The sequence below is a fragment of the Streptomyces sp. NPDC055140 genome (genome assembly GCF_053607285.1).
Genome location: NZ_JBSGTG010000027.1, coordinates 1 through 13,350, shown reverse-complemented (window position 1 = coordinate 13,350; position 13,350 = coordinate 1). Strand labels below are relative to the sequence as shown.

Sequence of the window (13,350 nt, the reverse complement as noted above, 5' to 3'; positions counted from 1 at the left end):
CTGCGGATGCGGTGAGCCCTTCGTATGGTTGACCCGCCCAGGGGTGCCGGGTGTGGTTCAAAAGGTTCTGCCGTTCGGGTACGCGGTCACACTGCTCCCCGTCGCCGTGCCCACGCAGGACGAGGTCCGCGGCGCCTTCTCCCGGCTCGGGAACTCGCCGTCGACGCCGTCGTGGAGGTCCACCTCCTCGACACGGCCCGCCTGCCGGCTACCGCGCCGGCCTCCGACTCGCCGAACAGGACGACTGCCCGCTTGACGGGCGCAGGACGCGAGGCGGTCGGCGAGGGCGGTGACGAGGTTGCGCAGTTCATCCGGGCGCTCGATGACGAACGGCCGGTCAAGTGAGGCGAGTACCGGCGGCAACCAGTCGAGCGTTTCCGCCCGCAGCTCGACTCGCAGCCAACGCTCGGTCCCCGGATCCACGCGTGCCGTGGGCGCAGTCTCCTCCACGCTCGCCACGCTGGCCGGAAGGCGGGCGCGGATCTGATCGACCGTCCCATGGATCCGCAAGGTCACCGCATACCGGTACTCAGCCGTGGCGAACCCTGACAACACGCGCTGCGCCGGATCAAGTCCGGCGGGGGCCTCGAACGAGCCGGGCAGGGTCCTCGCGGCCGCGATGCGATCGAGCCGGAACGTCCGGTCCTCGCCGATCTCGGGGTCCGTGCCCGTGACGTACCACCGGCCCGAATGGGCGACGATCCCGTACGCGTGCAGCGGGCGTTCGCTGCGTCGGCCGTCGCGGTCCGTGTATCTGATCGAAAGCGGTCGTCGGTGGCGTACCGCATCGGCGACGGTGAGCAGGACCTCGGCGTCCGGGATTGCGAACTGGCCGGGCGAAGCTGTGAATGCGAGGGATTCCAGGACCGTGTCGAGCCTGCGGGCCAAGCGCTCGGGGAGCACCCTGCGGATCTTGGCCGCTGCCGTCTCGTTCGCCGTATCCGCCGTCGTCAGCCCGCCTCGGCGCCCCGCGACCAAGCCGAGCAGGACGGCGAGTGCCTCGTCGTCGCTGAGCATGAGCGGAGGCAAGCGGTATCCGGGGGCGAGCCGGTACCCGCCGTAGCGGCCCCGCACCGCCTCCACCGGCACGTCGAGGTCGTTCAGCTGGTCCACATACCGCCGCACGGTCCGCCCGTCGACGCCGAGCCGGTCGGCGAGTTCAGCCACTGTCCGGACGCCGCCCGACTGCAGCAGTTCCAGGAGAGTCAGCACGCGCACGGTAGGTCGAGACATGGTTCAGAACCTAGCGCGAATACCGGGCCGATTCTGTCCTCTATTCGTCCTAGCCTGCGAAGGACAGCGGCTCCACCAACCTGGGAGAACACCATGGACTTCGTCTCGATCCGCATCATCACCAGCAACGTCGCGCGCCTCGTCGAGTTCTACGAGAAGGCCACAGGGGTGCCGGCGACCTGGGCCACCAAGGACTTCGCCGAACTCAAATCCCCCAGCGCCACCCTCGCGATCGCCGGAACCCGCACCGTCCCGCTGTTCGTTCCGGGTTCCGCCCGCCCGGCGGACAACCACAGCGTGATCATCGAGTTCCTCGTCGACGACGTGGACCGCGTGCACGGGAACCTGACCGGCCTTGTCTCCGACTTCGTCAACGAGCCCACCACGATGCCCTGGGGCAACCGCGCACTGCTCTTCCGCGACCCTGACGGCAACCTCGTCAACTTCTTCACCCCGGTCACCCCGGCCGCCATCGCGAAGTTCGCTCGTTGACGCCGGACACAGCTGCCGGCGTGGGAGCCCTGGGACCCCTGGAGCGACTGCACGGCATCACCATGGCGCCGTCCACCGAATCCTCGTCCGCCGCGGGCTCAACCGGCTGCGTGAGGTCATCCGCTACGAGCACGAGCACCCCGGGGGCCCGCGCCGGATCCCGGTTCCGGGCCGGCTTGAGACGTCGGGGGTGGAATCCGGTGTTCCCGGCACGTCGGAGGTACGGCGCGAGAGCAGGCGATTGTGGAGGACCGCGAAAGCCGTGCTCGCGAGGGGGAGGGTCACGGCCGCGGTGACCAGGGTGCCGACGATGACGGGGGCGAGGATGCCGGCGTAGTAGGCGGCGAAGAAGTTTCCCGTGGCCTGTTCGAGGACGTTTCGCACGAGGGGGCGCAGCGGCAGGGCGAGCTGCACCACGAGCCGGAGCGTCCCAGCAGCGAGCACGGCCAGCGGCAGCGCGAGGGCGAGGACGCGGGGCCCTCCGGCGCGCGTCCACGTCAGCGACCAGGAACGGCGCAGGGCCGCGCAGGGTCCGAGCCCGTCGGCCGCGGCGGCCGGGGCAAGGGTGAGGGCGAGGCGCAGCAGCACAGCGGCGAACGCCGCCGCCGTCGGGGAGCTGGCGACGAGTGTGTGGGGCCACGATCCGGGGGCCAGGGGCTGCGGGGTGTCGAGTTGACTGCCGGTGAGACTCTGTGCCGCGACGACTGCGAGTAGCGGCAGGGGCCATACGACCAGGCCGCGCAGCATGTACACGGCGAGCACCGGTCGCAGCCGCGTGGCGAGCGCGGCACGCGACCCGTCTCTCTCCGAGGGCACTTGAGTCCCCGCTTTGACGGCCCCGGAGCACACACTCTGCAGGGCCGCGCTGCCTGTGCCGAGGAGGAGCAGGAAGAGCGGGAACGTACCGAGGGCGACCAGTGCCAGATCGGTGTGGTCGTGCAGGTAGGGGTCCTCGACGTGGTGGTACCAGATGCGTTGGTTCCGCATCCGGGTGAAGACAGGCCAGGCGAGCGCGAATATCGCGGCCGTCGTCAGCAGCCCGGTCAGTCCGGACAGGCCGACGACGCGTGCCGTCGCACTCGCCAGAGTCCCCCGGTGCCGCCGCAGGACGGCGAACACCGTGGCGGTGACGCCGCGTTGTGCATCCGCGCTGGTCAGCGGCGGCGTGCGATCGTGCTCCGTGGTGCGCATCGTGGGGCGAGCCTTCTGTACGTTCCGGTCCGTTCCCGGTGGGGACGCGCGGCGGACGGGGCGCGGTTCTCCGGACCCGCGGCATCACGGCACCACAATGGCGCCCGGCCGGCGCAGAGGCCGTCCCGCTGGCGACCGGGACCGCTGAACGGCCTGTGACGGGCCCGCGAGGCGTCGCAGTCGACGGCTCCTCCGCCCCGGGCAGACGGCACCCGCACGGGAGCCGCGGTCCCGGGGCGGTTCGGAGGAAGCCGCCTGCTGGCAAAGGGGCGTGGCCCACGCCGCCACATGTCCGGCCCGGGCGACGGGGGCCCCGGCCGCAGCGGCGATGGAGACCTTGTACCGGCAGTCACGCGCGGCTCTGCTCATCGCCCTGGACATGGCCGCCAGGCGGACCGCCCTGCGGCTGAGTGGCTACCTCGTCCTGTGCCCCGTCACCTTGGCGATCCACGTGATGAAGTCGGCGGCGTCGATGTTCGCGCCGTGGCCCTCGTCCCCGAGGCGGATCCACCAGTGCCTGGCGCGGCCCGCGTTCTTCTTCGCGAGGTGGTACATCGGGTTCATCAGGTCGAGCTTCTCGGGGATGTCGCTCTCAAGCCGCTTGCTGGTGACGCCTGTTGTGTCGTTCTTGAGGCTGTACTCCGTGAAGTGGCGGGACTGGGTGGCGCCCGCGCCGAACTCGTTGTTCTCCCCCGCCGACAGGTCGAAGGCATCGAAAGCCGGGGCGGACTTCTTGCGTGCGCCGACGTGGGTGAGGAAGTCGTCCCAGGCGAAGGTGGCCTTGCCGGCGGACCAGGTGATGAACGTGTTGGCGGCCAGATACGTCGTACGGTCGGCGTCGGAGAGGTCCGCCAGGTAAGCGGTGGCGGACGGCTGGAGGTACTGCTTGAGCAGGTACTCGTCGTAGTTGCGCGCCGTGAGCCTGCCGAAGCCGTTCAGGCCGCGCAGCTTGAGTGAGGCCTGGTACTCCGCGTACTGGGCCTGGAGCGTCTTGGACACTGTCCGGTCGACCTGTGAGCCCGAGCTCGTGGCGTTGGTGCCCCAGTCCTCGGTCGGCAATCTCATTGCCAAGTCCACTGAACAACATCCACTGAACAACACAGCCCGGAAGCGTCGCTCTTCCTCGTCGGCCAGTCTGTGCATCCAGGTCACCGAATCAGTACCGGCCGATCCAGCGCCGTGACATCGTCCGACGGTGGCTGTCATCGCTACTTGGGGGGAATTTTGGAACGACCGGACGACCGCATTGCGTCAGCCCTGCGCTTTTCCACGGAGCTCATCGCCTGGGTGGCCACCCCATGGGCGCTGTGGGGACAGTCCTGGCTGCTCGCTGTCCTGGCTGTGACGATTCTGATCGGCCTTCCCACCGTCTTCTCAACCCCCGGCGACAAGGCGCAGGTACTCATCCCGGTGCCGGGCTCGGTCACGATCCTGCTGGTACTGCTTCAGTTTGGCGCGGCCGTAATTTCCGCATGGCTGGCATGGCCCGTCTGGGCAGCAGTCCTCGTTTCGCTGCTGGCCACGGCGAGCCTCGTCGCGGAACGTCTGCGCTGGCGGTGGCTGGTTTCGACGGATCACAAGGAATGAGGACCTGCTCGGCGTACGTCTGGCCACATCAAAAGAGCCCTGTGCAACACGAGGCCGCACCCGATACAGCGAGACTCGCGACTACTGCGATGAGCTGAGCGTCGACGAGCTCATCGGCGACGTCTCTCCGGCAACCTGCCGTCCGCTGCTCAGGCAGAGTTCTCCTCGGGGACCGGAAGCGGCTGCCGCCAGGGCGTGGATGTGTCGATCTCCGGTGCCTTTCCGCAGATCGCCTGTGCCGTGTTGGTGGCTTCCGCACGGGTGGGAACAGAGACGCCGAGGAGGCTGAAGGGGGAAGGGGAAGAGGTCCGCAGTTCGACGCACACGACAGGCCTGCCGGACCGTATGGCCACGAAATCCATCCCGCCTTGGTGGCTGCGCGTGCCGATGCACCAGGTCCCTGGAATCCAAACGCCTTTATGTGGGACACCGCGCAGGGCCCGCCACCAGTCGGGTTCGACCGTCACCCGGCTCACCGCGGTCAGCGGTGCGCGCACATTGCGGTGACGAGCGGCTGCCTTTTCCCGCCATGACAGACGCACAACCAAGTCATCGCCATCAACGAAGATCCGCGCCATCGTTTGAATCCACCTTCCCATCCGGGGCTCCGGAGGCCGCTCGATACTGCGCGGGCATTGCTCTCGTAGCCCGAGAGGCTGAGGCCGGACGCAATCGGGCCGGCCCAGCCGAGGAGATCACCCACCGCGATCACGGCAGACCGCCAACGACGGGGACAGGGACTGGGTTAAACGGTTGATCTCGGGGACGGCCTTCCTCACCGGAATCGAGGATCACCTTGTACGCCGCCGGGCGACCCTCTGCCTCACCACCATTAACGTGCACCCCGAGTACCCGGCCTTCATACCGCCAACCACTACACAGGCAGTGCCCATGATTCACCCTGCAGAACTGCAGAAACAGGGGCAACGACGCCGCCCGCTGCCGTGCGCTGACCTGGCTCATCCGGCGCTGCAAGCATCGACGGGTACCGCGGCTACGCCGTCACTGGCCGAACCCTCCCACCGCACGTGAGGTTCCGTCGGAGGTGTGGGCCACCGCCTGCCCGGCTGAGTCCAGCACCTTCTATGGCTCCGTCGGCTCCCGGAGCCGACCCGTCGGTCAGTGCCCCGAGAGCCGGCGCGCTGTGCCGTTCACCGCTCTGCTCGTCCTTTGGTCTCGCGCTCATCGCGGAGCGGACAGTGGGATCCGGCCCGGCGCTGCAGGAGCCGGATCTGTGGGCTGAGTGTGCGTGCGGAGGTGGAGGGCCGCCGCCCCGGCCTACTCCTGATCAAGCCATGCCTGCAGGACCTCGCACAGAGGGACGAGGTTCTCGTCGAGACTGCGCAGAAGTTCAGGAGCCGGCGTCGACGACGTCTTCCAGCTGCGCAGAACGGCGAGGAACCCCGCCTGGACCGCGCCTCCGATGCTGGCCGGTTTGAAGTCGGCGCCCTCCGCGCCCGTGCGCGCGGCCACATACTCGGCGATTGCCTCGGCCCAGCTGATCCACTGCGCCGACTCCTCGGCACGGAGTTCCGGTGATTCGTCGAGGATGACGAACCGCTTCATCCAGATTCCCCGCTCGTCGACCGAGGTGCGCAATGCCTCGACGACGCACGACCGGACCACCGTCATGGCCGGCGTATCGGGCTCCGCCTCCGTCAGCAGCCGGCGCAGGGCATGTGTGTGCTCGTCGAACGCGGACCAGATGATCTCCGACTTCGCCGCGAAGTAGCGGAAGAACGTCGTCTTGCTGACTCCGCACGCCTCGATGATCGCCGCGATGCTCGTACCGGCGTAGCCGTGCTCAAGGAACAGGGCGATGGCCACCTCTTCGACCTTCTGCCGCGACGACGCCGGTGGCCGCCCCCGCCCCCGCTTGACTGCACACATACGGGCTCGTCCTCCTCTGGCCGTATTTTCGGAACCGAGTACCATTATTGTGGACGCGGCTACCGCACCGCGACCGACCAGGCGCGGATTGCGCCACACGCAGCACCAAAGGAACGAAGCACTATGAAGGCATGGCAGTTCACCGAGGTCGGGAAGCCCCTCACCTGCAACGAGATCCCTGAACCGGACGTGGCCCCGGGCGAGATCCTCATCGACGTCAAGGCGGCGGGCCTCTGCCACAGTGACGTCGGTTTCCTGGACGGCACCCTGACGCCCCTGCTCCCCTTCCGGCCGATCACCCTGGGACACGAGATCGCGGGGGTCGTCACCACCACCGGCCCCGGCGTGACGCGCTTCTCCGTCGGCGACCGGGTCGCGATCCCGGCCGCGATCGAGGGCCCGGGCACCTCCTCGAACGGCGGGTTCCAACGGAAGGTCGCCGTCCGCGAGGACCTCGTGGTCCCCCTGCCCGACGGCATCGGCTGGGACCAGGCCGCCGCGGCCACCGACGCCGGCCTCACCTCGTACCACGCGGTGATCGTCCAGGGCGGCGTGACTGCCGGTACCAAGGTCGGCGTCATCGGTCTCGGCGGCCTCGGCTCGCTCGGCGCACAGGTAGCGCTCGGCGTGGGTGCCGAGGTGTACGTCGCGGAGAAGAACGAGAAGGTGCACGCCTTTGCCCAGGAGCTCGGGGTGACGGATGTCGCGACGGACATCTCCGCATTCGCCGACAAGAAGCTCGACGTCGTCGTGGACTTCGCCGGATTCGGCACCACGACCGCAGCGGCAGTGGAGACTGTGCGCCGTGACGGAAAGGTCGTCCAGGTAGGCCTCGGGGTCAGCGAGGGCACCATCAACCTCCAGACGCTCACCCTCAACCAGGTGACCCTCATCGGCTCGCAGGCGGGCACCGCCGAGGACTGTCAGGCCGTCCTCGACCTCATCGCCGCAGGCAAGGTCTCCTCCCGCATCACCCCCATCGGCTTCGACGAGATCGGCGAAGGCATCGGCAGGCTCGAACGCGGCGAAGTCATCGGCCGGCTGGTGGCCGTCTACGAGTGACAGTCGGACCGAGTGCATCAGGCGCGACGGCCGCTGCGCCGCCTGCGCCGTCCACACCTGGCTGACGTTGCCCATGTCGGTCGAACCGCCGCCCAGGCGGACACCCGAGGTGGTGTCCCGCCCGAACCTCTCCATGGCAGCAGTCCAGTTTGCGGCCAGTGCGTCGTCCTGCACGAGCGGCTCGTACGGGCGGCTCTGGGGCCTCGACGGTCAGTTCGGTGCCGGTGGCCAGCGCCGCTCCTTCGAAGCAGTGACGAACGCGTTCCAGCAGTGTCTACTACTCGGGCAGGGTCAACGCCCGGCACTCGAAGTCGACGACGGCCCGCTCCGGGATGATGTGGTGGGGAAGAAGGTGGCGAATCGCCTGCGCCGCAAAGGTGTTGGCGTGCTGCAGACGAAGAAGCTGATCATCATCGCCTCGTGGCATCTGGGAACTCCCGTGCCCTGAGCCAGTCTGACTGCATCTCATATCCAGAGGCAGAAGACGCCGCCCCCCGGAGAACACCTCCGGGGGGCGGGACAAAGGAAAACTCAGGCGTCTTCGTCGTCCACGAGCGCGATCAGCAGCCCCTGTTCGTCCTCGGGGACGTAGCCCGCGTAGTAGTCGTAGAGCGAGCGCCGTGAGAGGCGTGCCGCCGCCAGGCCGTCCCGTACGCGGATCGCCTCCAGCACCTCCTGATGGTGATGGAGCGACTCCCGCATGAGCGCCTTGCTGTTGCTCGCGTGAGAGACCTTGTCCGAGATCAGCGAGAGGACGGCGCCCCTGACGACCTGGTTGCACACCTCGATGAGAGAGTTGCGGCTGGCCACGGCCACCGCCTCGTGGAAGGCGACATCGGCCTTGCTGAACTCCTCGTAGCTTTCTTCGATCGCGTCCGACATGACGGCGAGCGTCCGCTCCATGGCGGACAGTTCCTCCTCGGACCGCAGCCGCGCCGCCAGCGAGCTCGCCGTTCCGTCGAGCATCATGCGGAAGGAGATCAACTCGGCCATCGACACGTTGTCGAACTGGACGAGCCGGGTCATCTCCTTGGTCAGGCCGGCCGGCGAGAACGGCAGGATCTCCGGGCCGTTCGGGTCACCCGGGCGCGAGCGGACGAGTCCGTTGCTCTCCAGCACCCGCAAGGCCTCCCGCACGGTGGGCCGGCTCGCCCCGAACTGTGTCACCAACTCGCGCTCGCTCGGCAGCCGTTGACCGGGTTTGAGGTCACCTTGGGTGATCGCCTGCTCGATCTGCTCAACGATGCGCTGGTAGAGCCGTACCGGCGCTACCTGCCGGAACTGTGCCCCGTTGCTCACGGCTGATTTCCCTTGAGCGTGGTTCATGTCGTCCTCTCCCCCGTGGGCGTCCCGGGGACGCTGTCCGGCCAGTGCGGAACCGCCCCGGCAGGACGGTTCCGTTCGTACCACGCCGCCGCCCTCAGAACTCCGAGATCGTCGAAGCGGCGACCCGAGATCTGCACCCCGATGGGCCGACGGTCCTTCGTGAAGCCGCAGTTGACGGTCGCGGCAGGCTGCCCCGACATGTTGTACGGCGCGGTGAATCCGATGTGGTGCATGGTCTTGCCGTCCCCCATGAACGGCATCGGCTGATCAGCGGGGAACGCCGCCACCGGAGCGGTCGGCGAGAGCACCAGATCGTACGGGAGCGTCGCCGCCACGGTCTGCTCCTGGATCCGCATGATCTGCTGGTAGCACCGAAGCACCTTCGTGCCCGGCACGTCCGCGCCTTCCTGGCACCACTGGACGATGTAGGGCAGGACACGCCGGCGGGCTGCGGGCGTCAGCGCACGGAAGTCGTTCCAGGACCGCACCCGCCAGAACAGATCCAGGTCGTCCAGGAGATCCTGGGTCATGAACGGCCCGAGCGGCTCCACGACGGCTCCCGCGGCCTCGAAGGCCTCGGCGGCACGCCGCACCGCGGCGACGGTCTCCGCGTCGGCCGGCTCCCCGCACCCGGCGTCGAGCTGCACCCCCACGCGCAGTCCGCGGACCTCGACGTCCAGGGCCGACCAGTCGATGTCCTGCGGCGGCAGGCTCGACCAGTCCCGGGGATCCGGTTGGCTCAGGACCCGCATGAGCAGGGCGGCGTCCGCCACGGTGCGCGTCAGGGGGCCTGCGCAGCGCCCCTGGTACGGGGCGTCCAGCGGGATGCGCCCGTAGCTGGGCTTGAGCGTGGCAAGGCCCAGCCAGGTGCCCGGCAGCCGGATCGATCCGCCGATGTCGGTGCCGACGTGCAGCGGCCCGTACCCCCCGGCGGCCGCGGCGCCCGCGCCGGAGCTCGAACCGCCCGTCGTCCAGCCGGAGTTCCAGGGGCTGCGGGTGATGCCGTGCCGGCTGGAGACTCCCGAGGAGAGCATGCCCCAGTCGGGCATCACGGTCGATCCGAGGACCACTCCGCCGGATTCGAGGACCCGAGCGGTGATGGGCGCGTCCGCATCGGGGACGACCGGCTCGGCCCCCGCGTTGCCCGCGGACATGGGTACGCCCCTACGCGCGACGTTCTCCTTCAGCGTCACGGGCACGCCATCGATCGGCCCGAACGGTTCGCCCGCCGCCCATCGGGCCTCGCTGGCCTGAGCCGCCTTGCGGGACTCGTCCGGGTCCCGCACCCAGAACGCGTTGAGCACACCCTCACGTGCCTCGATAACCGACTGGACGGCGTCGTGGACGTCGACCGGCGACAACGTGCGGTCTGCGAATCCGGCCACCATTTCGACGGCCGACATGGCGGCCAGGCTCTGTTCCATGAGCACCCGCACTCTCCTTCGCTCGCGATGCCTGAGGTAGGCGCCCCTTGACAGCGACAGTTTCAGTCGTCACGGTACCTGGCAAGTGAGCTTACTGGTCAGGCCAGTTACGGCGAAAGGGTGGCGTGCATGACCCCGAGTCGGGCTGCGGCAAGTCGGCCCTGCTGCGGATCCTGGCCTGGCTCGACCGTCCCTCCAGCGGCAGCGTCGAGATCGACGGCCGGGACATCACCAAGCTCCGGGGAGAGACAGCTCCGGTTCGTCCGCGAGCGGCTCCGACTCGTCCTCCAGGACCCGATGAGCGCGCTCGACCCACGGATGCGCGTGGGCGACATCGTGGCCGAGCCGCTCGTCGCGCAGGGGCACGAGAACCCCCGGGAGCGGGTGGCCGAACTCCTCGAGGCGGTCGGCCTGCGGGCAGACGCGACGAACCGGTATCCGCACCAGTTCTCCGGCGGCCGGCGCCAACGCATCTCGATCGCGCGCGCCCCCGCCCCCCACCCGAAGATCATCGTGGCCGACGAGCCCGTGAGCGCCCTCGACGTGTCTGTACGGGCACAGGTGCTCAACCTCATCGCCGACCTCGTCGACGAGCTGTCCCTGACGCTGGTCTTCGTCTCCCACGACCTGTCCGTGGTACGTCATGTGTGCGACCGGGTCGCACACATGCACGACGGGCAGATCGTGGAGTCCGGAGCCACGCAGGAGGTCTACGAGGATCCCCCACACACGCAGGCTGATCGCCGCCGTGCCGACTCTGGGCAAGGCACTGTCCGGAGTGACGGCGGCCGACCTCAACCGGGAGTACAGACTGTGACTACGCACGTCAAACCCACCAGCGACGAAGGCCCGTTGGTGAAGGAGTTCCCCGAGGGCCTTCCCATCGGCGACACCTGGGTGGCGGCCCCCGCCGCCGAGGACGTCCGCTTCCCCTACGACGGGACCCTCGTCGCCTCGGCGCCGGTCGGGGACACCGACCTCGCGCGCCAGGCCCTGGACGCGGCGGTCGCGGTCCGCCACCAGGTCGGCCGACTCCCCTCGCACACCCGCCGAGCGGCGCTGCTCGCGACGCACGAAGCGGTCACCGCCCGCCGCGACGACTTCGAGCAGCTCCTGGTCCTGGAGACCGGCAAGCCGCAGATCGACTGCCGTGTCGAGGTGGACCGCACCCTGCTGACCCTGCTGACCGCGGCCGAAGAAGTGGCCCGGCTGCACGGGGAGACGGTGCCGCTCGACCTGCTGCCGTCGGGCGAGGGGCTGCTCGGCTTCTGGACCCGCAAGCCGATCGGCGTCGTGGTGGGCATCGCGGGCTTCAACTACCCGCTGCTGCTCGCCACGCACAAGATCGCGCCCGCCCTTGCCGCGGGCTGCCCGATCATCGCAAAGCCCGCGCCGCAGACACCGCTGGCCACCCTTTGGCTGGTGCACCTCCTCCGCGAGGCCCTGCTCGCCTGCGGCGCGCCGCAGGCCGCGGTGCAGCTGGTGACCGGCGGCCCTGAGGTCGGCGCCGCGCTGACCACCGACCGCCGGATCGGAGCGGTGTCCTTCACCGGCTCAGCCGCCGTGGGTCACCGGATCGCCAAGGACGCGGCCCCCACCAAGGTGCTGCTCGAACTCGGCTCCAACGCCGCCCTGGTGGTGGCCGCCGACGCCGACCTCGACGCCGCCGCCGACGCGGTGGTGCGCGGCGGTTTCTACGCGTCGGGCCAGGCCTGCATCAGCGTGCAGCGGGTCGTCGTGGTGGACGCCGTGCGCGAGGAGTTCGTGGCCCGCGTGAAGGAGCGGGTGGCCGAGGTGACCGTGGGCGATCCCCGCGATCCGCAGACACGTGTCTCGGCCCTCATCGACGAACGGTCGACCGAGCGGGTGTGCGCGTGGCTGGAGGAGGCGGTGGCGGCGGGCGCGTCGCTGCTGGCCGGGGGCAAGGTCACCGACGGGGTGATCCAGCCCGCCGTGCTGCTCGACGTGGACCGCGGCCTCCCCCTGTGGGACGAGGAGGTCTTCGGCCCTGTCGTCGCGATCCGCTCGGTCCCCGATCTGGAGACGGCCTTCGACCTGGTCAACGACTCGCGCTACGGACTGCACGCGAGCGTCTACACCAGCGCCCTCGACACCGCGTTCGCCGCTCTCGACCGCCTGGAGGTGGGCGGAGTGGTCGTCAACGAAGTTCCCGGCTTCCGCTCCGACGTCATGCCGTACGGCGGTGTGAAGGACTCCGGGGCCGGACGGGAAGGCCCGAGGTTCGCCATCGAAGAGCTCACCGTGACCCGTATGGCAGTGATCCGCCCGACGACGAAGAAGCCGTGAGGACCATGCAAGAGAACGACCACACCGATGCGGTGGGCAGCTACTCTCGTCTGTTCCGGCTCGACGGCCGCAAGGCCGTCGTGGTGGGCGCCGGCAGCGGAATCGGCCGCGAGAGCGCCCTGGCGCTCGCCGCGCACGGCGCCACGGTGGTGTGCGCCGACCGTGACCTGAAGGCCGCCGCGGAGACGGCGTCGATGGGCAAGGAGATGTCGGCGTACGCCCTCGACGTGCTGGACGGCGAGGCGGTCGCGCGCGCCGCCGAGGAGCTCGGCGCCGTCGACGTGCTCGTCTTCACCGCCGCGACGAACGTGCGCAAGCATCTGCTCGACTACACGACGGACGAGTTCGACCGAGTCGTGTCGCTCAATCTGCGCGCCTCCTTCGACCTCGTGCGGGCGTTCGGCCGCGGCATGGCCGAACGCGGCCGCGGGAGCATCATCGGCTTCAGCTCGATCCGTTCGGTGGCGGTCGAGCCGGGCCAGGGCGTGTACGCGGCCACGAAGGCCGGCCTCGTCCAACTGCTGCGCACCGCGGCGGCCGAGCTGGGCCCGTCGGGCGTGCGGGTCAACGCCGTCGCTCCGGGGGTCGTGGACACACCGCTGACAGCGCAGATCAGGTCCGTGCCGGAGTGGTCGGATGCCTACGCGTCCAAGAGCGCCCTGGGCCGCTGGTCCCGGCCCGACGAACTGGCCGGCGCCGTCGTCTATCTGGCGTCGGACGCGTCGTCCTTCGTGACGGGGAGCCAGCTCTTCGTGGACGGAGGCTGGACGGCGATCGACGGACGCTATACGCCCCCCAGCTGACAGTTCGCCATGCGAAGGCCCGCCACCCATTCGGT

At 69.3% G+C, this 13,350-nt stretch carries 12 protein-coding genes and 3 pseudogenes; 8 read left to right on the top strand and 7 right to left on the bottom strand.

The genetic code is table 11. The features are described 5' to 3' along the window. Window positions 1-76: 76 nt before the first annotated feature. A pseudogene (locus tag ACWFR4_RS36760) lies at window positions 77-204 on the top strand (LacI family transcriptional regulator); the annotation flags it as partial. Between the two features lie 45 nt (window positions 205-249). Here ACWFR4_RS36760 and ACWFR4_RS36755 read toward each other — a convergent pair. Further along, window positions 250-1,233 (bottom strand): annotated as a pseudogene (locus ACWFR4_RS36755) (helix-turn-helix transcriptional regulator); the annotation flags it as partial. Window positions 1,234-1,326: 93 nt separating this feature from the next. On the opposite strand from ACWFR4_RS36755, the gene ACWFR4_RS36750 reads away from it, so the two are divergent. Next, complete coding sequence (locus ACWFR4_RS36750) at window positions 1,327-1,725, top strand: VOC family protein (protein ID WP_453656172.1); 399 nt, start codon at window positions 1,327-1,329, stop codon at window positions 1,723-1,725. A 123-nt stretch (window positions 1,726-1,848) separates the two neighbouring features. Here ACWFR4_RS36750 and ACWFR4_RS36745 read toward each other — a convergent pair whose 3' ends face one another. Both ACWFR4_RS36745 and ACWFR4_RS36740 read right to left on the bottom strand, forming a co-directional pair. Further along, complete coding sequence (locus tag ACWFR4_RS36745) at window positions 1,849-2,916, bottom strand: hypothetical protein (RefSeq protein ID WP_453656171.1); 1,068 nt, start codon at window positions 2,914-2,916, stop codon at window positions 1,849-1,851. Between the two features lie 414 nt (window positions 2,917-3,330). Then, a complete protein-coding gene (locus tag ACWFR4_RS36740) occupies window positions 3,331-3,981 on the bottom strand; it encodes a hypothetical protein (RefSeq protein ID WP_453656170.1) in 651 nt (216 codons plus the stop codon). Window positions 3,982-4,140: 159 nt separating this feature from the next. Between ACWFR4_RS36740 and ACWFR4_RS36735 the strand changes: the two genes are divergently transcribed. Next, a complete protein-coding gene (locus tag ACWFR4_RS36735; RefSeq protein ID WP_453656169.1) occupies window positions 4,141-4,503 on the top strand; it encodes a hypothetical protein in 363 nt (120 codons plus the stop codon). A 149-nt stretch (window positions 4,504-4,652) separates the two neighbouring features. On the opposite strand, the gene ACWFR4_RS36730 is transcribed toward ACWFR4_RS36735, so the two are convergent. Both ACWFR4_RS36730 and ACWFR4_RS36725 read right to left on the bottom strand, forming a co-directional pair. After that, a complete protein-coding gene (locus ACWFR4_RS36730; RefSeq protein ID WP_453656168.1) occupies window positions 4,653-5,081 on the bottom strand; it encodes a hypothetical protein in 429 nt (142 codons plus the stop codon). Window positions 5,082-5,781: 700 nt separating this feature from the next. Next, window positions 5,782-6,393 carry an acyl-CoA-like ligand-binding transcription factor gene (locus ACWFR4_RS36725; RefSeq protein ID WP_453469260.1) on the bottom strand — a complete coding sequence of 204 codons (612 nt, stop codon included), beginning with the start codon at window positions 6,391-6,393 and terminating at the stop codon, window positions 5,782-5,784. A 123-nt stretch (window positions 6,394-6,516) separates the two neighbouring features. Here ACWFR4_RS36725 and ACWFR4_RS36720 point away from each other — a divergent pair, with 123 nt between their 5' ends. Both ACWFR4_RS36720 and ACWFR4_RS36715 read left to right on the top strand, forming a co-directional pair. Further along, window positions 6,517-7,455, top strand: coding sequence for a zinc-binding dehydrogenase (locus ACWFR4_RS36720; RefSeq protein ID WP_453656167.1), 939 nt, complete (start codon window positions 6,517-6,519; stop codon window positions 7,453-7,455). Window positions 7,456-7,528: 73 nt separating this feature from the next. Continuing rightward, window positions 7,529-7,903: a hypothetical protein gene (locus tag ACWFR4_RS36715; RefSeq protein ID WP_453656166.1), complete on the top strand. Its 375-nt coding sequence runs from the start codon at window positions 7,529-7,531 to the stop codon at window positions 7,901-7,903. 83 nt (window positions 7,904-7,986) lie between these two features. On the opposite strand, the gene ACWFR4_RS36710 is transcribed toward ACWFR4_RS36715, so the two are convergent. Together ACWFR4_RS36710 and ACWFR4_RS36705 are read right to left on the bottom strand one after the other, a co-directional pair. Next, on the bottom strand, window positions 7,987-8,754 hold the full coding sequence (locus tag ACWFR4_RS36710; protein ID WP_453656165.1) for a FadR/GntR family transcriptional regulator: 768 nt from the start codon (window positions 8,752-8,754) through the stop codon (window positions 7,987-7,989). A 23-nt stretch (window positions 8,755-8,777) separates the two neighbouring features. Then, window positions 8,778-10,205, bottom strand: coding sequence for an amidase (locus ACWFR4_RS36705; protein ID WP_453656164.1), 1,428 nt, complete (start codon window positions 10,203-10,205; stop codon window positions 8,778-8,780). Between the two features lie 125 nt (window positions 10,206-10,330). Between ACWFR4_RS36705 and ACWFR4_RS36700 the strand changes: the two are divergent. From ACWFR4_RS36700 to ACWFR4_RS36690, 3 genes and pseudogenes are all read left to right on the top strand, one after another. Further along, window positions 10,331-10,402 (top strand): annotated as a pseudogene (locus tag ACWFR4_RS36700) (hypothetical protein); the annotation flags it as partial. 100 nt (window positions 10,403-10,502) lie between these two features. Further along, window positions 10,503-12,512, top strand: a complete 2,010-nt coding sequence (locus ACWFR4_RS36695; protein ID WP_453656163.1) for an aldehyde dehydrogenase family protein — start codon at window positions 10,503-10,505, stop codon at window positions 12,510-12,512. 5 nt (window positions 12,513-12,517) lie between these two features. After that, window positions 12,518-13,315 (top strand): SDR family NAD(P)-dependent oxidoreductase, encoded by a 798-nt coding sequence (locus tag ACWFR4_RS36690; protein ID WP_453656162.1) that lies wholly within the window; start codon window positions 12,518-12,520, stop codon window positions 13,313-13,315. Window positions 13,316-13,350: the final 35 nt, after the last annotated feature.